This window comes from Flavobacterium sp. UBA7663, from assembly GCF_002483315.1.
Classification (GTDB): Bacteria; Bacteroidota; Bacteroidia; order Flavobacteriales; family Flavobacteriaceae; genus Flavobacterium.
Map to the genome: position 1 here is coordinate 176203 of NZ_DLHR01000020.1, position 23690 is coordinate 199892.

General features: G+C 30.7%; 22 protein-coding genes. 13 read left to right on the forward strand and 9 right to left on the reverse strand.

Translation table 11 applies throughout. The features are described 5' to 3' along the window. Positions 1-2703 (reverse strand): putative LPS assembly protein LptD, encoded by a 2703-nt coding sequence (locus B2741_RS09930; protein ID WP_291138348.1) that lies wholly within the window; start codon positions 2701-2703, stop codon positions 1-3. A gap of 70 nt (positions 2704-2773) precedes the next feature. Here B2741_RS09930 and B2741_RS09935 point away from each other — a divergent pair, with 70 nt between their 5' ends. The 12 genes from B2741_RS09935 to B2741_RS09990 all read left to right on the forward strand — a co-directional run bounded on the left by B2741_RS09935 (position 2774) and on the right by B2741_RS09990 (position 15672). Next, the gene (locus tag B2741_RS09935; RefSeq protein ID WP_291138351.1) at positions 2774-3859 is read left to right on the forward strand and encodes an N-acetylmuramoyl-L-alanine amidase family protein; all 1086 of its coding nucleotides are present in this window, start codon (positions 2774-2776) and stop codon (positions 3857-3859) included. Positions 3860-3871: 12 nt separating this feature from the next. Then, positions 3872-4999 carry an N-acetylmuramoyl-L-alanine amidase family protein gene (locus B2741_RS09940; RefSeq protein WP_291138353.1) on the forward strand — a complete coding sequence of 376 codons (1128 nt, stop codon included), beginning with the start codon at positions 3872-3874 and terminating at the stop codon, positions 4997-4999. A 35-nt stretch (positions 5000-5034) separates the two neighbouring features. Further along, on the forward strand, positions 5035-5988 hold the full coding sequence (locus B2741_RS09945) for an MlaD family protein (protein WP_291138356.1): 954 nt from the start codon (positions 5035-5037) through the stop codon (positions 5986-5988). 10 nt (positions 5989-5998) lie between these two features. Continuing rightward, positions 5999-7321: a (Fe-S)-binding protein gene (locus tag B2741_RS09950; protein WP_291138359.1), complete on the forward strand. Its 1323-nt coding sequence runs from the start codon at positions 5999-6001 to the stop codon at positions 7319-7321. 32 nt (positions 7322-7353) lie between these two features. Next, positions 7354-8145 (forward strand): (Fe-S)-binding protein, encoded by a 792-nt coding sequence (locus tag B2741_RS09955; protein ID WP_291138362.1) that lies wholly within the window; start codon positions 7354-7356, stop codon positions 8143-8145. A 14-nt stretch (positions 8146-8159) separates the two neighbouring features. Next, positions 8160-8765 (forward strand): hypothetical protein, encoded by a 606-nt coding sequence (locus tag B2741_RS09960; RefSeq protein WP_291138365.1) that lies wholly within the window; start codon positions 8160-8162, stop codon positions 8763-8765. 2 nt (positions 8766-8767) lie between these two features. Next, complete coding sequence (locus B2741_RS09965) at positions 8768-9250, forward strand: ABC transporter ATPase (protein WP_291138368.1); 483 nt, start codon at positions 8768-8770, stop codon at positions 9248-9250. 21 nt (positions 9251-9271) lie between these two features. After that, the gene (serB, locus tag B2741_RS09970) at positions 9272-10495 is read left to right on the forward strand and encodes a phosphoserine phosphatase SerB (protein WP_291138371.1); all 1224 of its coding nucleotides are present in this window, start codon (positions 9272-9274) and stop codon (positions 10493-10495) included. A gap of 143 nt (positions 10496-10638) precedes the next feature. Then, positions 10639-13557, forward strand: coding sequence for a glycoside hydrolase family 3 N-terminal domain-containing protein (locus B2741_RS09975; RefSeq protein WP_291138374.1), 2919 nt, complete (start codon positions 10639-10641; stop codon positions 13555-13557). A gap of 39 nt (positions 13558-13596) precedes the next feature. After that, positions 13597-14052, forward strand: a complete 456-nt coding sequence (locus tag B2741_RS09980; RefSeq protein ID WP_291138377.1) for a DUF1801 domain-containing protein — start codon at positions 13597-13599, stop codon at positions 14050-14052. 64 nt (positions 14053-14116) lie between these two features. Continuing rightward, on the forward strand, positions 14117-15244 hold the full coding sequence (gene bshA, locus B2741_RS09985; RefSeq protein ID WP_291138379.1) for an N-acetyl-alpha-D-glucosaminyl L-malate synthase BshA: 1128 nt from the start codon (positions 14117-14119) through the stop codon (positions 15242-15244). Between the two features lie 2 nt (positions 15245-15246). After that, a complete protein-coding gene (locus B2741_RS09990; protein WP_291138382.1) occupies positions 15247-15672 on the forward strand; it encodes a protease complex subunit PrcB family protein in 426 nt (141 codons plus the stop codon). Positions 15673-15711: 39 nt separating this feature from the next. Here B2741_RS09990 and B2741_RS09995 read toward each other — a convergent pair whose 3' ends face one another. After that, positions 15712-16215 carry an outer membrane protein gene (locus tag B2741_RS09995; protein ID WP_291138385.1) on the reverse strand — a complete coding sequence of 168 codons (504 nt, stop codon included), beginning with the start codon at positions 16213-16215 and terminating at the stop codon, positions 15712-15714. Between the two features lie 64 nt (positions 16216-16279). Next, positions 16280-16915: a hypothetical protein gene (locus B2741_RS10000; RefSeq protein ID WP_291138386.1), complete on the reverse strand. Its 636-nt coding sequence runs from the start codon at positions 16913-16915 to the stop codon at positions 16280-16282. 292 nt (positions 16916-17207) lie between these two features. Here B2741_RS10000 and aroC point away from each other — a divergent pair, with 292 nt between their 5' ends. Next, positions 17208-18269 (forward strand): chorismate synthase, encoded by a 1062-nt coding sequence (gene aroC, locus B2741_RS10005; RefSeq protein ID WP_291138389.1) that lies wholly within the window; start codon positions 17208-17210, stop codon positions 18267-18269. Between the two features lie 230 nt (positions 18270-18499). On the opposite strand, the gene B2741_RS10010 is transcribed toward aroC, so the two are convergent. From B2741_RS10010 to B2741_RS10035, 6 genes are read right to left on the reverse strand one after another with little or no spacing between them, the layout of a single operon-like run. Beyond that, positions 18500-19621: an ABC transporter permease gene (locus B2741_RS10010; protein ID WP_291138392.1), complete on the reverse strand. Its 1122-nt coding sequence runs from the start codon at positions 19619-19621 to the stop codon at positions 18500-18502. An 11-nt stretch (positions 19622-19632) separates the two neighbouring features. Further along, complete coding sequence (locus B2741_RS10015; RefSeq protein WP_291138395.1) at positions 19633-20739, reverse strand: ABC transporter permease; 1107 nt, start codon at positions 20737-20739, stop codon at positions 19633-19635. Between the two features lie 11 nt (positions 20740-20750). Next, the gene (locus B2741_RS10020; RefSeq protein WP_414655308.1) at positions 20751-21497 is read right to left on the reverse strand and encodes an ABC transporter ATP-binding protein; all 747 of its coding nucleotides are present in this window, start codon (positions 21495-21497) and stop codon (positions 20751-20753) included. An 11-nt stretch (positions 21498-21508) separates the two neighbouring features. Beyond that, complete coding sequence (locus B2741_RS10025; protein WP_291138398.1) at positions 21509-22405, reverse strand: ABC transporter ATP-binding protein; 897 nt, start codon at positions 22403-22405, stop codon at positions 21509-21511. Positions 22406-22411: 6 nt separating this feature from the next. After that, positions 22412-22783, reverse strand: a complete 372-nt coding sequence (locus tag B2741_RS10030) for a hypothetical protein (protein WP_264369736.1) — start codon at positions 22781-22783, stop codon at positions 22412-22414. A gap of 31 nt (positions 22784-22814) precedes the next feature. Further along, positions 22815-23690, reverse strand: a complete 876-nt coding sequence (locus B2741_RS10035; RefSeq protein ID WP_264369735.1) for an HlyD family secretion protein — start codon at positions 23688-23690, stop codon at positions 22815-22817.

Below are 23690 nucleotides of genomic sequence, written 5' to 3' on the forward strand. Positions count from 1 at the left end.
TTATTGTCTAAAAACGCGATCTGGTAATTGACGTTTGTCGTATTTAATATCACTTAATATAGAAGATGAAATTCCTATGAAAAAGCCCCAATAGGTGTTTTGTCCAAATGGTACCCAGTTAAAACTCATTCTCCAGCTTTCTAAATCACGCTCAAAACGCAATTGTGTAAACGTAACGCCTTTTTGAACAAAATCATATCCTGATGAAAATCCAACTTTCCATCTTGGCGCTAATTCGATATTTCCTGATGCCATTAAAGAGTGAGAAGCAATTTCGTTTTGTCTGTTTGTATTGTTATAATTCATTGAATAAGCAATAACTAAATCCCAAGGCAGTTTAGTATTGTACCATTCTGAATTAGAATCTTTTTTCTCACCTTCTTCGTCTTTTTTAAACAAACTTTGGCGGTTATCACTTAAATCAGCACCTACACCAAATAAATCGTCTTCACGACCTCCATTTTGAACATTTTGTTCATTTGATTTATTTTTATTGTCACCATCAGCACTTGAAAAACTATAGTTTAAAGTTAAATTCGCGCGAGGCAATCTTAGTAAACTTCCACCATTATCAATGTTGAATTTTTCTATTCTTCTTCCCGAATTATCAATCGCATACGGATCAAGAACAGCTGCAAAATTGACACTCATTTTTTGTTTGAACAATTGTGTTCCACCACTAACCGAAATTTCTTTTAATTTTAAAGAATCGGCTGTAAAATCGTATCGAGTAGCAAAATTTAAGTTGTTTAAAAGCATTACTTTCTTAGTCTCACCTTTTTTACTTTCCTTATCTTTTACTTTAGCTTCAAAAGTATTACTTACTGATAAATTTAATGCATTGGAAATACTATTTGAAGGTGAACCAAAAAGACCGTTATCAAATTTTGTATAATCGGCAAAATTTATTCCAGTAGCATCTAAAGCATATCTTTCAAAGTATTGATCAAAACTTGGAGTATAGCCATATGAAATATTTGGTCGAACTACATGGCGAATAGCTTCAATTTTTTTACCTTCTCCAAAATTAAAAGTACCATAAAGTGTTGTTCCAATTCCAACATTGAAATTATAAGTACGGTAAGATTCAAAACCTTTTTGATCTACAGTAACTACTTTGTTTTCTGTAGCGCTATAAAATTTTTCGATAGTGTTTAACGTCCAAACTTCATTATAATTAGCACTAGCTGTAACACTAAAGTGTCTAAAAACTTTAAAATTAGTACTAATAGGAATAGAATGTTGAAACCCTGTTCGAGCATCTCTAAACATTTGAGGTTTAAAGAATAACGAATCAGTTGTACGAATTCTGTTTTCTCCTCTAATATTATATTGTAAATTAATATTTTTTATGAATCCTTTTTTAACACCATCCCCAGAAGCAAAGGGAAAAATACGATCAACACTTGCTTGAAATGTTGGAAGTGTCATGTCGATTTGTTGCGTATTTGTATTTTGAGAATGCGTTGCAGACAATGACATGTTTACTTGAGGAACCGTTTGAAAGGTCTTTGAATAGGAAACAGAAGAACTTAAGTTGTTGTTTACTGTTGAACCAATGTTGTTCAAATTTATCGATTGTCTAAAGTATTGACTACTTCCTAAATTTACCGATGCTGAAAATCTAGAATTTGGGGAAGCTTTTGTGTCTTGGTTGTGTGACCATTGGATGTTGTATTGTCTGGATTTTAGATAATCTGGAAAACCTTTTTCACTTTGAATGTTGTTTTCAAATCTAAGATTTACACGACCATTAAATTTATAGCGTTTCGCGTAACTACTTTCGGCTCTTAAACCATAACTACCATTTGTGTAATAATCTCCTAAAACTGCCAAATCGTAATAATCGCTAAGTGCAAAGTAGTAACCTCCGTTTTGTAAAAAATATCCTTGCTGATTGTTTTGTCCGGGTGTTGGCATGATAAAACCTGAAGTACTTTTCTCAGTCATAGGAAAATAACCAAACGGCAACCAAATAGGAGTAGGAACATCCGCAATGTACATTTGAGTAGAACTGATAACTACTTTTTTCTTAGGCACAAACTTTACTCTTTTAACTAAAAAATAATATTCAGGATCGTCAATATTTTTAGAAGTAGTCATTCTGGCATTCTTCATAAAATAAACCGAATCGTTTTCTTTTTTAGAAATTTCAGCTTTTATAAAAAGTTCTCCTTGTTGCGTTCGAGAATTCCAAACTTTAGCTCTTTTAGATTTGGTATGAAAAATAATAGAATCAGGCTCAACAACGTTCTCTCCTTGTTTGAATATAGGACGTTGAATATAATTTCCTGCCGAATCTTTTAATCTACCTGCATAAACTAGATTTTTTTCATAGTCTAAAACAATTCTCCCTGCTTTAAGTTCAAAATCGGTATAGTAGATTTCTGCTTCATCATGAAGAGTAACAGTTTTTTTCTTTTGGTCAAGTTTTTCATACTCTTTAGCTTTCATGTTGACTACTCCATCTAAAAAAGGTTTTTTCTTTTTAATGGTGTCTTTAGTGGAAGCAGTAGAATCTTTTACTTTTTCAATGTCAGATTTTGATAAAGTAACCGTATTTGGTATAGGAGTTTCCTGAGAAAAAACGAAAGTAGTTCCTAGTGTTAGAAAAATTACTGAAAAAACGATATGAAATAACTTTGTATGCAATGCTTTTAATAGTATTTTTGTAAAAATTTGGCTCACTTTTTGAAGTGTCAAACTTACATATATTTTTTTGCAAAAATAATGTTTTAATAAAATTATAACTTATAAACTTATCAATTGTTTTATGCCATCTAAAAAAAACACTAAATACTTGTCTTTACTGGTTTTATTTTTCACATTCAGCTTTGGATTTAGTCAAAACACTTCTAAATTTAAGGTGGTTTTAGATGCTGGTCATGGAGGAGAAGACCCTGGAGCAATAAAAAACGGAATAAAGGAGAAAGATGTAGTTTTAGATGTGGTACTTAAAATTGGTAAAATTTTAGAGAAAAATAATAGTATTGAAGTAGTTTACACAAGAAAAACAGATGTTTTTATAGGATTAAAAGAGCGTGCTAATATTGCTAATAAGGCAAAAGCTAATTTATTTATTTCAGTGCATTGTAATGGAGTTAAAAGTACAGCAGCAAGAGGAACAGAGACTTTTGTAATGGGAATGTCTCGAACCGATACTAATTTAGATATTGCAAAAAAAGAGAATGGCGTTATCTTTTTAGAAAAAGATTATAATGAAAAGTATAAGGGCTTTGATCCAAATAATCCAGAAACTTTATTGGGTTTGAAAATTTTACAAGAAGAGTTTTTAGACCAAAGTATTAGTTTAGCATCTGAAATTGAAACTAACTTTGTTAAAAATAATAATAGATTTTCAAGAGGAGTAAAGCAACAACCTATCTGGGTTTTAGATGCTACAGTTATGCCAGGAGTTTTAATTGAATTAGGTTTTGTTTCGCATCCAGTTGAAGGTAAATATTTAAGTTCTGAAAAAGGAAAAGAAGAAATGTCGGAATCGATTTCAAATGCTATTGTATCTTATAAAAATAATTTCTTTAATGGGGTAGTTGCGGAAAGAGAAACGGTTGAAAATGGAACGCCTACAAAAACAGATTCAAATTCTGAAAATAATAATTCGAATAGCGAAAAATCAAATAAGACCTATTATAAGGTTCAAATTGCAGCTGGAACAAAAAAGCTGGATACTAAACCTTCAAATTTTAAAGGTTTAAAGCAAATATCAGTTGAAAAAGACAAAAAGTTATACAAGTATTTTTACGGAGAAGAAACAGATCTAGTAGCTTGTAAGAAAAAATTAGAAGAAGCAAAGAAAAAAGGATATACTTCTGCTTACATAGTAACATTTACAAAATAAAAAGAAAAGCGTATGTTTAAGAGAATTGTATTTGTAGTCATTGCAATGCATTTTTTATCAGGATATAGTCAAGGTCAAAAGTTTAAAGTAGTTTTAGATGCTGGTCATGGCGGAAAAGATTATGGTGCTGTATATCATGGTAACATTGAAAAAAATATTGCTTTGCAAACAACACTTCGTGTAGGAGCTATTTTAGAAAAAGACCCGCAAATTGATGTGGTGTATACACGCAAATCGGATGTTTTTATTGAATTACAACAACGTGCCAATATTGCCAATAAATCGAAGGGAAGTATTTTTGTTTCGATGCATTGTAATGCGAATAAAAATCAAGCCGCTTCTGGAAACGAAACTTATGTAATGGGTATTACCCGAAATGCTTCGAACTTAGAAGTAGCAAAAAATGAAAACGAAGTAGTTACTTTGGAAACCGATTATAAAATTAAATATGATGGTTTTGACCCAAATTCACCCGAATCAGTTATCGGAATTTCAATTTTACAAGAAGAACACCTTGACCAAAGTATTGAACTAGCAGGAAGAGTTCAGGAATTTTTCACCAAGAAAACCGACAACAAAAACAGAGGTGTAAAGCAAGCAGGATTCTTAGTACTGCGTCAAATTACGATGCCAAGAGTCTTGGTTGAAATGGGATTTGTGTCTAATAAAGAAGAGGGAGAATTTTTAAATTCAGAAGAGGGGCAAAATAAATTAGCTGAGGCAATTGCAGGTGCTATAATGGATTATAAAAACGAATTTTTCAATCCTTCAAATAATGATAATGTAAAAGAAGATATTAAAATCATTGATAAAAAAGAAGAAACCATTGTCAAAGAAACTCCTAAAAAAGAGGAAGTTGTTAAGAAAGTAGAAAAAGCCACAGAAAAAGGAATTGTTTTTAAAATTCAAATTTCGGCTAGTACAAAAGAATTAGCTACAACCCCTTCAAACTTTAAAGGATTAAGTCCAATTTCGGTTGAATCTTCAGGTAGTTTATTTAAATATTTTTACGCCTCAGAAAAAAATTATGATGCTGCTAAGCAAAAATTAGAAGAAGCCAAGAAAAAAGGATATTCTACTGCGTTTATTGTAGCTTATAAAGATGGAATAAAAATAAACGTTACCGATGCAATAAAATAAAATAAAAGTTTATTTTTGTTAAAAATTATCAAGCTTTGAAACTAACTAAAGAAATCAAAACCGCCATCCTCGTTATTGTCTCAATATTTTTATTTATTTGGGGATATAATTTTTTAAAAGGCAAAGACTTATTTGATAGCAGCACAAGAGTTTATGTTGTGTATGATAATGTAGCCGGACTTGTAAATTCAGCTCCAGTTACGTTAAACGGCTTGTCTATTGGTAAAGTAAACTCAATTACCATTCAACCTGATGGAAAGTTATTAGTAGAAATGCAAATAACAACTGATTTTCCAATTGCTAAATCTAGTGTTGCTGAAATCTATGATTCTGGTTTAGTAGGAGGAAGACAAATTGCTATCAAACCTAATTTTCAAGATAAAGATTATATAAAAACAGGTGATTACTTAAAAGCAAGTAGTAAGCTAGGATTAACTGATGCTTTAGCGCAACAATTAGAACCTTTACAATATAAAGTTCAAAAATTACTTGACAATGCAGATGTTTTATTTACAAACGTAAATGAAATCCTAGACGAAAGAACGAAGCAAAATCTAAAAAATAGTATTGCTGAGCTAAATAAAACACTTTCCGAATTTAGTGTAGCTTCAAAAAATATCAACGAAATGATTGCTGATAACAAATTGAAAATCAATTCAACTATGACTAATTTTGATAAAACGGCTGCTAATTTTTCAAAAATGTCTGATTCTCTAGCTAAAGCTAATTTGGGACAAACGGTTAAAAATTTAGAAAAAACATTAGCAAATGTTGATAAAATAATGACCGACATAGAACAAGGAAAAGGAACTATAGGGAAATTGATGAAAGACGATGCTATGTATAATAACTTCACTAATACTTCTAAAGAATTAGAATTGTTATTACAAGACGTTCGACTAAATCCAACACGTTATGTAAATGTTTCTGTTTTTGGAAAGAAAAACAAGCCTTATGTAGCTCCAGTAAACGATACAATCAAAAAGTAAATTTTATACGATGCAATTTTTAGATAATATTTTCTTCGCATTGCTTTTAGCAATAGGTATTGGTTATTTTGCAATTAATGTAAAAAAACTAATTCGTAATATTAAATTAGGACACGATGTAGATCGTAGCGATAATTCTTCTGAACGTTGGAAGAATATGACTATGGTTGCCTTAGGTCAATCTAAAATGGTAAAGCGTCCTATTGCAGGATTTTTACACATCATAGTTTATGTTGGATTCGTAATTATCAATATCGAAGTAATCGAAATTATCATCGATGGACTTTTCGGAACTCACAGAGTGTTATCATTCATGGGTGGATTTTATGATGTGTTAATTGGCTCATTCGAAATTTTAGCTTTCTTAGTTTTAATCACCGTTATTATCTTTTGGATTAGAAGAAATGTTACCAAATTGGGGCGTTTCGCTAGTTCAGATTTAGATGGAAAGCCAAGAAATGACGCTAATTACATTTTATATTTTGAAGTTGTATTGATGACGTTATTCCTATTAATGAATGCTGCTGATTTTCACTTGCAAAATTTAGGAATAGGACATTATAATCAAGCAGGAAGTTTTCCGATTTCTCAATTTATCGCTCCAATGTTCAACGGAATGAGCGAAGGTTTAGTTGTAATTATTGAAAGAGCTGCTTGGTGGTTACACATTGCTGGAATTTTAGTTTTCTTGAACTATTTATATTTCTCTAAACACTTGCACATTTTACTAGCTTTCCCTAATACTTACTTTGCAGATTTAAATGCAAAAGGAAAATTAAACAATTTAGAAAGTGTTACAAACGAAGTAAAATTAATGATGGATCCAAGTGCTGACCCGTTTGCAGCGCCAGCAAATCCAGATGCAGTTCCAGCTAAATTTGGAGCTTCTGATGTTCAAGATTTAAACTGGGTTCAGTTATTAAATGCATATAGTTGTACCGAATGTGGTCGTTGTACGTCTTCATGTCCAGCAAATCAAACAGGTAAAAAATTATCGCCTCGTAAGATTATGATGGATACGCGTGATCGTTTAGAGGAAGTAGGAAGAAATATCGATTTAAATAAAGGTGTATTTGTAGATGATGGAAAATCATTATTAAACGATTATATCACACCAGAAGAATTATGGGCTTGTACAACTTGTAATGCATGTGTTGAAGAATGTCCTATTAATATTAGTCCGTTATCAATTATTATTGATATGCGTCGTTATTTGGTAATGGAACAAAGCGCAGCACCAATGGAATTGAACAATATGATGAGTAATATTGAAAACAATGGTGCGCCTTGGCCTTACAATCAAATGGATCGTTTAAATTGGGTAAACGAATAATTTTACATTAACTATCATAAATAGTATATAATATGTCAGAAAATTTAATTGTACCAACAATGGCCGAAATGATGGCCGAAGGAAAACAACCTGAGATTTTATTTTGGGTAGGTTCTGCTGGTAGTTTCGATGACAGAGCAAAAAAAATCACAAGAGCTTTCGTTAAAATTTTAAATAAAGCAAATGTAAATTTTGCAGTTTTAGGAACCGAAGAAAGTTGTACTGGAGATGTAGCAAAAAGAGCTGGAAATGAATTTTTATTTCAAATGCAAGCTTTTATGAATATTGAGTTGCTTAATGCTTACGAAGTAAAAAAAATTGTAACCTGTGATCCTCATTCGTTTAATTGCTTAAAAAATGAATATCCTAGTTTAGGTGGAAATTATGAAGTTTTACATCACACTCAATTTATTCAACAGCTTTTAAAAGAAGGGCGTATTGATTTTAATAAAGATACTTATAAAGGTAGTCGCATAACCTTTCATGATCCGTGTTATTTAGGTAGAGCCAATAATGAATACCAGGCTCCAAGGGAAATATTGTCTCAAACAAATGCCCAAATTGTAGAGATGAAGAGAAGTAAAAGTTCTGCTTTATGTTGCGGTGCTGGCGGAGCTCAAATGTTTAAAGAACCTGAAAAAGGGAATATGGAAATCAACGTTTTAAGAACACAAGATGCTCTTGAAACTACTCCAAATATTATAGCTACTGGATGTCCTTATTGCAATACAATGATGACTGATGGAGTGAAATTTGCACACAAAGAAAATGATGTTAAAGTCTTAGATATTGCAGAAATAATCGCAAACGCACAAAATTTATAAATTAAAAACTAAAAATGAAAAAAGTTCTATTATTATTTATCCTTGTTGGAAATGTTGCTTTTGCACAAAAACTTACTAAAGATCAATTATCTGATAAATTAGCCGAAAAAGCTTGTGAGTGTACTGAAAAACAAGAGCTTACAAAAGAAAATTTTGAATTAACCATCGGAATCTGTTTGATTGAAGGTATCAATGCTTATGAGAAAGATGTAGAAAAACATTATGGAAAAAATGTAATTTCTAACGATAAAAAAATGGAAGAGTTAGCAACTAATATTGGTGCTAGAATGGGTTTAAAATGTCCAGCTGTTTTTAAATTTATGTTAGATGAAGAATCAGGAGATAATGAAGAAGTTGTTGATGCTGAAGAACTTACAATTTCTGGAAAAATTTCAGAAATTAAATCAGAGCAATTCATAACATTTATTGTAAAAGAAGATTCTGGTAAAACTAATCAATTCATCTTATTAAGTAGTTTTGATAATGCCTTTTTATTAACGGATAAAGTATTAAAAGCATCTGATGCTGTTGATGTTATATATTATGAAATGGAATTATTTGATGCTAAATTAGGCAAGTTTGTATCGTATAAAATTGTTACTGATATCATAAAAAAATAAACATGTTTGTACCATTTGATAGCTTGCCAGAAGAATCAAAAATTTGGATTTATCAATCCAATAGAAAATTTTCTGACGAAGAAATTCAAGAAATTGAAACAGATTTGACTTCTTTTTTAGAAGAGTGGTCTGCTCACGGTCAACAATTAGAAGCTTCTTTTGTAACAAAATACAATCGCTTTATAATTATTGCAGTAAATCAGGAAGTACAAGCGGCAACTGGATGTTCAATTGATGCTTCAGTTGCTTTTATTCAAAATTTGGAACAAAAATATGAGGTTGATTTACTGGATAAAATGAATGTAACCTTTAAAATGGGTGAACACGTTGCTTTTAAACCACTTATCGATTTCAAAAAATTAGCAAAAGAAAAAGCTGTTTCTGGAAATACTATTGTTTTCAATAATTTAGTAAACACACTAGGTGAATGGCAAGATTTTTGGGAAGTTCCAGCTAGCGAAAGTTGGCATAATAGATTTTTTTAGATTCATTTCTCAAAATATTTCATGGATAGCGATATATTCTTATTAAGTATTTCCGGGCATGACAAGCCCGGATTAACTTCTTCTTTAACTGCTGTTTTAGCAGAATATGATGCAAATGTTTTAGATATTGGTCAGGCTAATATTCACGACACACTTTCATTGGGTATTTTGTTCCAAATCAAATCGGGAAAAAAATCAGCTGCTGTATTAAAAGATATTTTATTCAAATCTTATGAATTAGGAATTAAGGCTAAATTCAAACCCATTTCGTTAGAAGATTACGAAAAATGGGTAAAACTCCAAGGTAAAGACCGCTATATCGTAACGCTTTTAGGAGAAAAATTAACAGCCGAACAGATTTCTCAAGTTACGAAAGTAATTTCGGAAAAAAACTTAAATATAGATGCTATCAAGCGTTTAACAGGCAGAGTTTCTTTAGTTAAAGAAGACGATTATCCAAGATCTTCCATTCAATTATCAATTCGTGGTGAAATAAAAGATAAGTCAGAATTTACAGAAAAATTTATGGCTATTTCCTCTGAATTAAATTTAGACATCGCATTTCAAGAAGATAATATCTTTAGAAGAAATCGTCGTTTAGTTTGTTTTGATATGGATTCCACTTTAATTCAAACCGAAGTAATTGACGAACTTGCCGAACTTGCCGGTGTTGGCGAACAAGTTAGAGCCATTACCGAATTAGCCATGCAAGGCGAAATTGATTTTCAAGAAAGTTTTAAACAAAGAATGCTGCTTTTAAAAGGTTTAAGAGAAGAAGTTCTTGAAGAAGTTGCTGTTAATTTACCAATAACCAAAGGAGCAAGAAGATTAATAGATACTTTAAAATCGTATGGTTTTAAAACCGCAATTCTTTCCGGTGGATTTACTTATTTTGGAAAATATCTGCAAAAAGAATTGGGAATTGATTACGTTTATGCAAATGAATTAGAAATCAAAGACGGAGTTCTTACCGGTGGTTATGTAGGTGAAATTGTAGATGGTAATAAAAAAGCCGAATATCTAAAAGAAATAGTACGTAGAGAAGGAATTGATATTAACCAAACAATTGCCGTTGGTGATGGTGCTAACGATTTACCAATGCTTAATCTTGCTGGTTTAGGAATTGCTTTTCATGCGAAACCTAAAGTAAAAGATAATGCGCAAAGTTCTATTTCGAGCATTGGATTAGATGGTGTTTTGTATTTATTAGGCTATCACGACCGCCATATCGATTTGATAGATTAATTTTTTATGTCTTCCAGAAAAAGATTAGAATCTCTAGTTAACAACTTTCTTCATAAAATAAACCTAAAACGCTTTATTTTAAAGTAAAGATGTAGTATTTTGGCATGGATTTAGTTCTAAGTTAAAAAATCAAACTATAATTTATGCAAAGAGTGCTCACACTACTGTTTTCGGTAGTTTTTATACATATATCATTTTCCCAAAATACAACTAAACCTGTTTTAACTGCTAAAAAAGTAGTTTCACAACAAGTTTGGGTAGACAGTATTTACAACCAATTTTCGTTTGAAGAAAAAGTAGGGCAGTTGTTTATGGTTGCTGCTTATTCAAATAAAGACGAAGCACATAATAAATCAATCGATAAATTAGTAGAAGAATATAAAATTGGAGGATTAATCTTTTTCCAAGGCGGACCAGTTCGTCAGGCGAAATTAACCAATCGTTTTCAAGCTAAATCAAAAGTACCTTTATTCATAGGAATTGATGCCGAATGGGGATTAAGCATGCGATTGGATTCTACCTATCGTTATCCTTGGAACATGACGCTTGGAGCTGTTCAAGATATGAAATTAATTGAAAAAGCTGGAAATCAAATGGCAAAACAATCAAAACGAATGGGAATTCATTTCAATTTTGCTCCAGTTGTGGACATCAATACGAATCCAAAAAATCCAATTATTGGCAATCGTTCGTTTGGAGAAACTAAAGAAAATGTTACCGCTAGAGCGATTGCATTAATGAAAGGTTTACAAGATGAAGGCGTTTATGCAACAGCCAAACATTTCCCAGGTCATGGTGATACTTCAACCGATTCACATCATACATTACCCGTTGTTAATTTCGACAGAAATCGTTTGAATGATGTAGAGCTTTTTCCATATAAAGAATTGATTAAAAACGGATTAACAAGTGTAATGGTAGCGCATTTGAATGTGCCAAGTTTAGAACCAAGAACCAATTATCCAACTTCAATTTCGTATCCAGTTGTTACCGATATATTAAAAAAAGAACTGCAATTTGAAGGCTTAATTTTTACCGATGCGTTAAATATGAAAGGCGCTAGTAATTTTAAAAAACCTGGAGATATTGATTTAGAGGCTTTTTTAGCAGGGAATGATGTATTGTTATTTGCTGAAAATGTTCCAGTTGCAATAAAAAAGTTTAAAGAAGCATTTGATAAAGGAATCATCACCGAAGAACGTTTGATGTATTCGGTTAAAAAAATTTTAGCTTATAAATACAAAGCAAATTTGAATAATTATCAACCCATCGTTTTAGATAATTTATACCAAGATTTGAATGCAGTTGAATATGACGCTTTGAATTACAAATTATATGAAAATGCAGTAACGGTAATTAAAAATCACGATAAGTTAATTCCGGTTCGCAATATTGAAAAAGAGAAAATAGCTTACATCAAATTAGGAAACGATAAATCAGATACGTTTTTGGCTAATTTGAGAAATTACGCTTCAATTAGTGAAATTACTAACAAGAATTTAGATTCGGTTTTAGTACAATTACAAGATTATACTAAAGTAATTATTGGTTATCATAAACAAGATGGCGCTTGGAGAAATCACAATTTAAATTTCAAAGAAATGCTTTGGATTAATCAAATTTCCAAACAAAATGATGTGATTTTAACTTGTTTTACCAAACCATATTCATTAACAAATTTAAAAAACTTCGAAGATATTGAAACCATTGTAGTTGCCTATCAAAACAATGATATTGCCCAAACTATTGCTCCTCAAATCATCTTTGGATCAATGGGAGCTAAAGGAAAATTACCTGTTTCTATTGATGATGAATTCAAAGTAAATGAAGGAATAGAAACTTTAGAAATTAAACGTTTGGGATTTTCAATTCCAGAAAATGTTGGAATGAATTCAAAAGTTTTGACTAAAATTGATTCGATTGCAAACTATGCGATTTCTAAGAAAATGACACCTGGACTTCAAGTAGTTGTGGCTCGAAAAGGAAAAGTAATTTATCAAAAATCATTCGGAAATCACACGTATGAATCGAACCAAAAAGTAAATAATTCGGATGTTTATGATATTGCTTCGTTAACCAAAATTGTTGCTACTTTGCCAAATGTAATGCAAGAATTTGATCAAGGTCATTTAACATTAGAAACCAAGTTAAAAACCATGTTGCCAGAAGCTAAAAATTCAAACAAAGCAAATGCAACAGTTTTAGACATGTTAACACATCAAGCTCGTTTTCAGCCATGGATTCCGTTTTATAAAGCCACTTTAGACAGTTTAAACCGACCGAGTACACATTTTTATAGAAGCGAGTCTTCAGATGAATTTCCAATTCATGTAGCCGATAAATTGTATTTGAGAAAAGATTATAATGATACGATTGTAAAAACCATTTTAGACAGTGAATTGTTGCCTAAAAAACAATACAAATACAGTGATTTTACTTTCATTCTTTTTAAAGAATATTTAGAATTACACAATAAAAAATCACTTGAAGATTTGGCACATACTAATTTTTTTGAGCCTTTAGGTGCTAATTCTATTATGTACAATCCATTACGAAAAATGAATTCAAATAGAATTATTCCAACTGAAAATGATACCTATTTCAGACATCAACCAGTACAAGGTTATGTACATGATATGGCGGCAGCCATGCAAGGTGGAATTTCAGGTCATGCTGGTTTGTTTGCTAATGCTTTAGATGTAGCAAAAGTGATGCAGATGTATCTTCAGAAAGGGAGTTATGGCGGAAGAACATATATTTCTGAAAATACGTTTAACATGTTTAATACGTGTTATTTCTGTAAAGATGGAAATAGAAGAGGAGTTGGTTTCGATAAACCACAATTAGGAAACGAAGGTCCAACATGCGGTTGTGTTTCATTAACAAGTTTCGGGCATACAGGTTTTACAGGGACTATGACTTGGGCTGACCCAGAAAAAGAAATTGTTTATGTTTTCTTATCAAATAGAACCTATCCAGATTCTAATGCAACAAATAAATTATCGAAAGAAAATATCAGAGAGAATATTCAAAAAGTGATTTATGAAGCAATTGTTGAGTAATTTTCGTAAATTTAATTCTCTAATTTCAAAAAATTAACCATGACATCAGAAGCAACTACAGTAGATCAATACATCAACGAAGCTCCAGTAGATAGAAGAGAAGCGTTGCAAAAATTAAGAAATATAATTTTAGAAAATCTTCCAGAAGGTTTTCAAGAAGGAATGGGTTATGGTATGGCAGGTTACGTGGTACCACATTCTATTTATCCAAAAGGATATCATTGTGATCCAAAGCAAGCTTTGCCTTTTATGGGATTTGCTAGTCAAAAAAATAGCATCAATTTTTATCACATGGGAATTTATGCCATTCCTGAATTGTATGAATGGTTTGTAACTGAATATCCAAAACATTCGAAACAAAAATTAGATATTGGTAAAAGTTGTTTACGTATTAAAAAACCAGAAAACATTCCGTTTGAATTGATTGGTGAATTGGTAAAAAAAATCACAGTTGCCGATTGGATTGCTACTTACGAATCTGCGTTTAAAAAATAATTTTAACAAATGTTTTATAATTGCCAATTCTAGAAGTGGTAATTTTATTTCAAAATTTACGTAAATGAAAATTGCTATAGTTTGTTATCCTACATTTGGAGGAAGTGGAGTTGTTGCGACTGAACTTGGTTTGGAATTAGCTAAAAGAGGTCATGAAATTCACTTCATTACTTACAGTCAACCCGTACGATTGGCCTTGTTGAATCCAAATGTACATTATCATGAAGTTCACGTTCCAGAATATCCTTTGTTTCACTATCAACCTTATGAATTAGCGCTTTCAAGCAAATTGGTTGATATGGTTAAATTGTACAAAATTGATGTTTTGCACGTACATTATGCCATTCCTCATGCTTATGCAGGTTACATGGCAAAACAAATGTTAGCCGATGAAGGCATTCATATTCCAATGGTAACCACATTACACGGAACCGATATTACCTTGGTTGGGAATCATCCATTTTATAAGCCAGCAGTAAGTTTTAGTATCAATAAATCAGATGTGGTAACAAGCGTTTCTCAAAGTTTAAAAGACGATACGTATCGATTATTTGACATTAAAAATGAAATCGAAGTAATTCCAAATTTCATCGAATTAAACAAAGACAAATTAAAAGAAAATATTCCGTGTCATCGTTCTTTAATGGCACCAGATAATGAAAAAATTATTACTCATATTTCCAATTTCAGAAAAGTTAAACGAATAGATGATATCGTTAGAATCTTCTTTGAAATCCAAAAAGAAGTACCATCCAAATTAATGATGGTAGGCGAAGGTCCAGAAAAAGAGAATGCAGAATATTTGTGTGAACAATTAGGTATTCAAAACAAAGTAATTTTCTTTGGTAACAGTAACGAAATTGATAAAATTTTATGCTTCTCTGATTTGTTCTTGTTGCCTTCAGAAACCGAAAGTTTTGGATTAGCTGCTTTAGAAGCTATGGCTTGTGGTGTTCCTGTGATTTCAAGTAATTCCGGTGGATTACCAGAAGTGAATAAAGATGGCTTTTCAGGATATTTAAGTGATGTAGGAGATGTTGCTAAAATGAGTAGCGATGCTATTTCACTTTTAAAAGACGAAAATAAGTTGGCTCAGTTTAAAGTTAACGCTTTGGAAACGGCTAAATTATTTGATATTCAAAATATTATGCCTTTATATGAACAAGTGTATTTTAAAGCTTTAAATTCGTAATAATGATTAAAATTTTACCTTTATTAGTACTAATAATGTCTTGTAGCGCTCCAAAAGAAGTTATGGATAATTCATTCTCTGTTATTTACAAAAGTGAAATGGGTGGAGCTGAAAAATCAGGTCATCTATTAATTCAAGATAATGAAATGTATATTCAATTCATAGAATCACTTAAATTAGATGAAACTGAATACGCTAAATTTTTAGCAGTCGATTTTAAGAAGAAGAATGTTTTAGTTTTGTATCAAGGACAAAAAAACTCTGGTGGATATGAAATAGATATTGAATCTCTATCAAAGAGTAAAGAGTCTATTATTGTTAAGAAGAAAGAAACTGGTCCTAAAAAAGGAGAAATAGCTACAACAGTTATAACAGCACCTTATTGTATAGCTTTAATTCCAAAAGGAGATAAAATAATAATTGAATAAAAAAAGTCCCAATTTAATTGGGACTTTTTTTTATTTATTTTAGTTAAATTTATAACGTATACCTAAAGCGATATCTGGACCAAAACTATCTTCTCTAAACTGGTTATCACCACTATTGTTTAAATAGAATTCAGGTCTAATGTCTAAAGATAATTGAAAAGGAGCTTCTTGGAAGTTATATTCAATACCTAAATCTCCAGCAACTAAAGCAAATGTTCCGCTGTCGCTAAATCCATTTTTGTCATAACTCCAACTACCAATACCAGCACCAACACCAGCATACCAGTTGAAACCACCCTCAATGTTCCAAACCCATTGATATAAACCAACTAATTTTAAAGCATCAACATCTTTGCTGTTTCTCCAACCTAAATCAAATTCTAAACGATTGTTAGAACCAATTCCTCTTTGATAAGAAATTTCTCCTCCGAAACCATCATTATCTCCAATACGTAATCCTAATGCATTTTTTGAAATGTCCTGAGCTTGTGCGCTAAATGCTAAACCTAGTAGCATAATAGCAGATAAAATTGCTTTTTTCATATAAATCTGTTTTTACAAATATAGGTATAGTTTTACAAAATCTATGCCAAAATATAGTTTATTATCAGTTTATAAGATAGGTGTCTAAAAATTCTTCTTGTGTTTGCGTATAAGTAGCAGGTATTCCAAGTTCACCTGCAATAAAGCTATTGAGATTGTATGAAGTTACAGTATTAGTGTAAACAACCCCAATTCCATCAGCTAAATATTGTGTAGAAACTAATACATCTTGAGCCGCTAAAGCAGTAATGGTTTGTGGAGATCCTAAAACCGTAATAACAGTTGTAATACTGATATTTAATTTAATTTTAGTTGATTTAACATTTGTATACGTAATTCCGTTAGTTGTGAAAGATGAAAGAGTTTCTCCTCCATAAGATTGTAAAGAATAATTTATTGAAAGTGGATAACCATTTACGGTTTCATTAATTGTTCCCGTTTTTGGAAAACTGTTTAATACCTGATTATTTGAAGCATTTTTGTTGAAAATTATAAAATCATTTAAGGTTAAATCTAAATCAATAGGAAGTATTACACCTGCTGATATAGCTAAATCACCAGTTAACAATAATTTACCGTTAGATTCTCTAACTTTATTATTTTGAAATGCAGAAGAATAAAAGCCTGTAGCAATATTATCTCTTGTTTTAAAAACGTTATATGTATTACTATTAACTGTTGTTTCTGAATCTATAAACAATGAATCTCTACTACTTCCTGATTGACCTTCAACATCATAAGTCTAATAACTTCCAACAGTTAAAGGCGTTAAAAAATTACTCGAATTTTCTGAACTAGAATCATCACTTGAACAGGAAAACATTATTGAAATTAATAGTACACTGACAATAAAATGTACATTTTTCATTTTTTTACTTTTTTAATTATGCTGATATAAAAAAACTCTTTAATTGATTTTTAGTTTTTTATTATTTTGAAAGAAATTAGTTACTTAATTATGCTAAATTTGTAATTGATGAAAAAATAAAGCTATGGCAGGAAATACTTTTGGAAAATTATTAAAATTAACGACTTTTGGTGAATCTCATGGAGAAGCTTTAGGAGGAATCATTGATGGGTGTCCTGCGGGAATTGATTTAGATTTTGATTTTATTCAAGCGGAAATGCAAAGAAGAAAACCTGGTCAATCTTCTATTGTTACGCAGCGAAAAGAAGAAGACGAAGTACAGTTTCTATCTGGAATTTTTGAAGGTAAAACTACAGGAACTCCGATTGGTTTTATTATTCCAAATACCAATCAAAAATCAAATGATTATTCACATATAAAAGACTCGTATCGACCAAGTCATGCCGATTATGTATACGAACAAAAATATGGTATTCGTGATTATCGTGGAGGAGGAAGAAGTTCGGCTCGTGAAACAGCAAGTAGAGTAGTAGGTGGTGCCATCGCAAAGCAAATTATTTCTGAAATTAAAATAAACGCTTTTGTTTCATCTGTAGGCGAAATTTTCATTGATAAACCTTATCAAGATTTAGATTTTTCAAAGATTGAAAGTAATTCAGTTCGTTGTCCAGATTTGGCGACAGCTCAAAAAATGGAAAATCATATTAAAGAAATTAAAAAACAAGGTGATACTGTAGGTGGAACAATTACTTGTGTAATTCAAAATGTGCCAATAGGTTTAGGAGAACCTGTTTTTGATAAATTGCATGCCGAATTAGGAAAAGCAATGCTTTCTATAAATGCAGTAAAAGGATTTGAATTTGGAAGCGGATTTTGTGGTGCTAAAATGAAAGGAAGCGAACACAACGATTCATATAATACTGATGGAACTACAAAAAGTAATCTTTCTGGAGGAATTCAAGGTGGAATCTCAAATGGGATGGATATTTATTTTCGAGTAGCATTTAAACCTGTTGCAACATTGATTCAAAAACAAGAAGTTTTAACTAATCAGGGTGATATTATAGAGCAGCAAGGAAAAGGTAGACATGATCCTTGTGTAGTTCCAAGAGCTGTTCCTATTGTAGAAGCTATGGCTGCTTTAGTAATTGCAGATTATTTTTTATTAAATAAAATGTATTCATAAAAAACTATGAATATCTTTATTTAAGATTCGGTTAAAATGTAGATTTGTTTTAGAATAAAACGCACAATAAAAATAAAAAACCCTGTAAAATAAGTACTTTACAGGGTTTTTAGTGGAGCAGAGTAGAGGCGTTTCGAACTTTTTTAAGGAAGATCTGAGACAATTATATTTGATATTTCTAAAATTCCAATGACAAAATCAATTGAAAACAAGAAGAAATGACCTTGGTCTTAATTCGTTTTCTTATAGCTCCACACAGCTAAGCCATTAATTAATATTGCAAAAATTAAAATTGCTGCTAAATTAGGTAGTACTTCTTTAAGGCCAGCACCTTTTAATAAAACCATTCTTATAAACTCAACGAAGTAACGAATAGGATTTAATAAGGTGATGTTTTGAGCCCATTTTGGCATACTTTCAATAGGTGTAAATAAACCACTCATTAATATAAAAATTACCATAAAAAACCACGCAATAAACATCGCTTGTTGTTGTGTTTCAGTGTGGTTAGAAATATAAAGTCCAAATCCTAAAATTAAGAGTAAATAAATAGAAGTAAATCCATAAACTAAAAGAATACTTCCTAACATTGGAACATTAAAAACTACTTTTGAAATAACTAATCCAACACTCAATATAATAAGTCCAAGCACCCAAAAAGGGAATAATTTTCCAATTATGAATTGATATTTTTTAATAGGTGTAACATTAATTTGTTCTAAAGTTCCTAATTCTTTTTCTCTAACAATATTCATAGCTGAAAGAAAAAGCGTTAGCATTGTTACCAATAAAACTAATATTCCAGGTACCATAAAGGTCTTGTAATTTAAAGTGTTATTATACCAAAATGAGGGTATAGTTTCAATCCTACTAAGAATAATTTGATTTTCAGTTGTATTATAAATTTTAACAGCAATATCTTGATTTACTTGTTGTACTATTTGAGAGACATAAACATTTTGAACTCCTGCTGTAGCAGCATCTATGGCATTAATTTGGATTTGTAATTCTGCTTTTTTTTCGTTTTGAAGCATTTTTTCAAATTGATTGGGAATTTCTATCACAATGTCTGTACTTCCTTTTTGTAAAAAATCTAAACCTTCTTTTGGGTTTGTAAGTTCTTTAGTCACACTAAAATAACTGTTAGCATTAAATTTATCTTTTAAAACACGTGAAGAAATAGAATTATCTGAATCTATAAATGAAATTCTAATGTTTTTGACATCAAAAGTTGCTGCATTAGAAAGGATTAATAGTTGTAATATTGGTAATATAAATATCAATCTCAGCATGCTTTTATCTCTAAAAATTTGCTTAAACTCTTTCTGTATTATGAATAAAATAGTTCTCATTTTTTAAATTTTTATTCTAATCGGGTTTTGTAATTTTTGATACTTAGCCCAATAAAAATCAATGTCATTAATGTCAAAATCAATGTTTCTTTGATAATATAGCTTATTCCTACTCCTTTAAGCATAATTGATTTTACAATAATAATAAACCATTTTGCGGGAATTATATTACTCATAATTTGCATGGGTAATGGCATGGACGAAATAGGAAAAATAAACCCTGAAAGTATTATAACAGGAAGCATTAACCCCATTAAAGAAAGCATCATTGCGGTTTGTTGCGAATTTGAAACTGTTGAAATCAAAATACCTAATGAAAGTGCCGTAATGATAAATAGAATACTTTCAAAAGCTAATAAAAAAAGACTTCCTCTTATTGGCATTCCAAAAATAAAATAGCCCATTGAAACAATAACAACGGCATTTATAATTGATAAAAAAACGTAAGGAAAAACTTTTCCAATAATCACCTGAAAAGGTTTTAGAGGTGAAACCAATAATACTTCCATAGTTCCTAATTCTTTTTCTCTTGTAATAGAGATAGAGGTCATCATGGCAGAAACTAACATTAAAATCACTGTCATTACACCAGGTACAAAGTTAAAAACGCTTTTTAGTTCAGCATTGTATAACATTCGAGTTTGCATAACAATTGAAACACTTTGTTCTTGAGTTGTGTTTTTTTGATTTTGATAATTTTGAATTATTGATTGTGTATAGTTTGTAATAGTATTAGCAACATTAGGTTCTGTAGCATCAGTAATAACTTGAACAGTTGCTTTTTTTTGATTTTCTAATTTTTTTGCAAAGTCTCTTTCAAATAGTAATACAGCTTTTATTTTTCCATTTTTGAATTCGGATTCAATAGCTTTTTCATTATCTATTTGATTCTCTATATTAAAATATTTTGATGCTTTTATTTTTTGGATAATTTTCTCAGATTCAGCATCTTTTGCATAATCTAAAATGGCAATATCTACATTGTTGATTTCGTTTGTTATAGCAAAGCCAAACAGTAAAATTTGAGCAATTGGCATACCAAATAGTATAAACAATGATCGTTTGTCTCTAAAAATATGGTAGAATTCTTTTTTTACAAAACCTTTAAATCGTTTCATAGTATATACTTTTATTCAATATTTCGAGCTAATTTTAAGAATACTTCATTCATAGAGTCCACATCAAATTGCTTTTTTAAGTTTTTAGGTGTATCCAAGGCTTCAATAACACCGTCTACCATAATAGAAACACGATCACAATATTCGGCTTCATCCATGTAATGTGTGGTTACAAAAATAGTGGTTCCTTTATCTGCTTCCGTATAGATAAGTTCCCAAAATTGTCTTCTGGTTATAGGGTCTACACCACCTGTAGGTTCATCTAAAAAAACAATTTTTGGTTCATGTAACAAAGAAACTGAAAAAGCTAGTTTTTGTTTCCATCCCAATGGTAATGATCCTACTCTTGATTTTGTAATATCTCCTAATTGCAATTCTTCAATAAGTTCAGCTGTTTTTTTCTTAATTTGTTTTCTTGGAAGACCATAAATTCCTCCAAAAAAGGTAATATTTTCCTGAACAGTTAAGTCATCGTACATTGAAAATTTTTGGCTCATATAGCCAATACTTTTTTTAACTTCGTCGCTTTGGGTATGCACATCAAAACCCGCCACGTTAGCATTACCGCTTGAAGGATTTGAAATACCTATTAGCATTTTCATTGCTGTAGTTTTTCCTGCGCCATTTGCTCCAAGAAAGCCAAAAATTTCGCCCTTATTCACATGAAAAGAAATTCCTTTTACAGCAGTAAAATCACCAAATTTTTTGGTAAGATTTTCTACTTCTATGACTTTTTCATTACTAATATGGTTTACCATTTTTTCATTTTTTATAAATCCATAAAAACATCTTCAATTGTTGTAGTTGCTTTTTGAATAATAATATTTGTATGCTGTTTTTCTTCGAGATAAATTTTTAAATTTTGAAGATCTAATTCGATATTATTGTCGATGTAATGCACATACTCGCCAAATGCAAAAACACTATATTGAGTTGGGAATTTCTTTAAATGTTCAATCAATTGATGCATTTTATTGGTTTTTATGTCATAAATCGTTTTTTTGTATGAGCTAACTATATTTTCGGGGGTATCAATTTTTAGAATTTCACCTTTTTGAATTAAGGCGATTCGGTCACACAAAACCGCTTCGTCCATATATGGAGTAGATACTAAAATTGTAATTCCTTTTTGTTTTAAGCGTTTTAGCATTTCCCAAAATTCTTTTCTTGAAACGGGATCTACACCAGTTGTAGGTTCGTCTAAAAATAATACTTCTGGTTTGTGAATTAAGGCACAACAAAGCGCTAATTTTTGTTTCATCCCACCTGATAATGCACCAGCTCTTCGATTTTTAAAAGGTTCTATTTGCACGTAAATATCTTCAATCAAATCGTAATTTTCTTCAATAGTTGTTCCGAAAATTGTCGCAAAAAAAGCTAAATTTTCAGCAATCGTTAAATCTTGGTATAACGAGAATTTTCCGGGCATATAACCTACTGAATTTCGAATTTCTTTTACGTTTTTTATTATATCGTGCCCTGCAACAATAGCATTACCTTCGTTTGGAATCAATAATGTAGTTAAGGTTCTAAAAAGCGTTGTTTTTCCAGCACCGTCGGGACCAATTAAGCCAAACAATTCTCCGCTTTTCACTTCAAATGAAATGTTTTGTATGGCAGAAACATTTTTAAATGATTTTGATATGTTTTGTACTGAAATACTCATTTCGCTTTATTTTATCAAAAGAAAGTTACTTTCTTCATGAGCGTCAATCCAATGTTTTATGTTGATAGGAATATTTACATAACTACCAGATTTTAGATTTATTTTTTCTCCTTTTTCATCATTATAAGTTGCATTTCCAGATACACAAACTAAGAGTGCTGGTACTTTTGTTATATGCTCTGCTAATTGTTCATTTTTTGCTATTTGTAATGAAATTACTTTAGCCTCTGTTGGCTGAAATAAAATTTGAGTTTGTACTGCTTTTTGTTCAGTATGTAGGTTTTTTAAATTCATAGTATTTGTTGTTTTTAAATTTGATTCAGATGTTTTACATCCAATAACTATTGATAATACTGCGATTATGGCAATTTGTTTCATTCTTTTATTTTTTTTGATTAATTAATACTATTTATTTTATCCAGATCTCTGCAGGCATTCCAATTTTTAAGCTTCCATCATTTTTTACTCTTATCTTAACTGCATAAACTAGATTAGCTCTTTCTTCTTTGGTTTGTATAATTTTCGGCGTAAATTCTGCTTGTGAACTTATCCATATAATGTTTCCAGTATACTCTTTGGTTTGTTCAAAATCATCTATTTTTACTTTAACTTGTTGTCCAATTTTAATACTTGATAATTGAGTTTCTGAAATATAAACACGTAGATTCATTTCTTCAAGATTGGCAATCTTGTAAAGTGGTTTTCCAAATGTTGTAACTTCATTAGGTTCAGCATACTTAGTTAAAACAGTTCCTTTAATAGGGTTTACTAAATTGCATTTTTTTATTTGATCGTTAATTTTTTCAATTTGCACCGAAAATGAATTGGCTTCATTTTTAATAGGTGCATTTTGAGTTCCTACACCTTTAATTTGTTCTTCAATGACTTTTACTTTTCCATTAATTTCATCAACTTGCCTTTTTGTAGCAGCATTTTCTGAAAACATATTTTTAATTCGGGTTTGTTCTATTTTTGCTGTTTTTAATTGTTCTTGTAACACTTGTTTTTGAGACAACACATTTCCTGATTTTGAACTAACTGTTTTTTGAGATGCTATAAGTTGCATTTTAGTATAATATAATTGCAAAGTATCAATTAAACCAACAGTTTTACCTTTTTCCACAACATCACCCTCTTCGAGGTTTAGAAACTCAATTTTTCCATTACTCTCAGACGAAACAGTTATTTCTGTAGTTTCAAAATTTCCATAAGCATCTGCTTTTTCATTATTTTCATTGCAACTTATTATAAACATTGCTAATACAAGTAAGGCTATATTTTTCAT

Bases quoted from the DNA above. Each gene is read 5' to 3' on its own strand.
- B2741_RS09935 (WP_291138351.1), top strand. From the start codon at position 2,774: ATGCCATCTAAAAAAAACACTAAATACTTGTCTTTACTGGTTTTATTT.
- B2741_RS09940 (WP_291138353.1), top strand. From the start codon at position 3,872: ATGTTTAAGAGAATTGTATTTGTAGTCATTGCAATGCATTTTTTATCA.
- B2741_RS09950 (WP_291138359.1), top strand. From the start codon at position 5,999: ATGCAATTTTTAGATAATATTTTCTTCGCATTGCTTTTAGCAATAGGT.
- B2741_RS09955 (WP_291138362.1), top strand. From the start codon at position 7,354: ATGTCAGAAAATTTAATTGTACCAACAATGGCCGAAATGATGGCCGAA.
- B2741_RS09960 (WP_291138365.1), top strand. From the start codon at position 8,160: ATGAAAAAAGTTCTATTATTATTTATCCTTGTTGGAAATGTTGCTTTT.
- B2741_RS09965 (WP_291138368.1), top strand. From the start codon at position 8,768: ATGTTTGTACCATTTGATAGCTTGCCAGAAGAATCAAAAATTTGGATT.
- serB (WP_291138371.1), top strand. From the start codon at position 9,272: ATGGATAGCGATATATTCTTATTAAGTATTTCCGGGCATGACAAGCCC.
- B2741_RS09975 (WP_291138374.1), top strand. From the start codon at position 10,639: ATGCAAAGAGTGCTCACACTACTGTTTTCGGTAGTTTTTATACATATA.
- B2741_RS09980 (WP_291138377.1), top strand. From the start codon at position 13,597: ATGACATCAGAAGCAACTACAGTAGATCAATACATCAACGAAGCTCCA.
- bshA (WP_291138379.1), top strand. From the start codon at position 14,117: ATGAAAATTGCTATAGTTTGTTATCCTACATTTGGAGGAAGTGGAGTT.
- B2741_RS09990 (WP_291138382.1), top strand. From the start codon at position 15,247: ATGATTAAAATTTTACCTTTATTAGTACTAATAATGTCTTGTAGCGCT.
- B2741_RS09995 (WP_291138385.1), bottom strand. From the start codon at position 16,215: ATGAAAAAAGCAATTTTATCTGCTATTATGCTACTAGGTTTAGCATTT.
- aroC (WP_291138389.1), top strand. From the start codon at position 17,208: ATGGCAGGAAATACTTTTGGAAAATTATTAAAATTAACGACTTTTGGT.
- B2741_RS10010 (WP_291138392.1), bottom strand. From the start codon at position 19,621: ATGAGAACTATTTTATTCATAATACAGAAAGAGTTTAAGCAAATTTTT.
- B2741_RS10015 (WP_291138395.1), bottom strand. From the start codon at position 20,739: ATGAAACGATTTAAAGGTTTTGTAAAAAAAGAATTCTACCATATTTTT.
- B2741_RS10020 (WP_414655308.1), bottom strand. From the start codon at position 21,497: ATGGTAAACCATATTAGTAATGAAAAAGTCATAGAAGTAGAAAATCTT.
- B2741_RS10025 (WP_291138398.1), bottom strand. From the start codon at position 22,405: ATGAGTATTTCAGTACAAAACATATCAAAATCATTTAAAAATGTTTCT.
- B2741_RS10030 (WP_264369736.1), bottom strand. From the start codon at position 22,783: ATGAAACAAATTGCCATAATCGCAGTATTATCAATAGTTATTGGATGT.
- B2741_RS10035 (WP_264369735.1), bottom strand. From the start codon at position 23,690: ATGAAAAATATAGCCTTACTTGTATTAGCAATGTTTATAATAAGTTGC.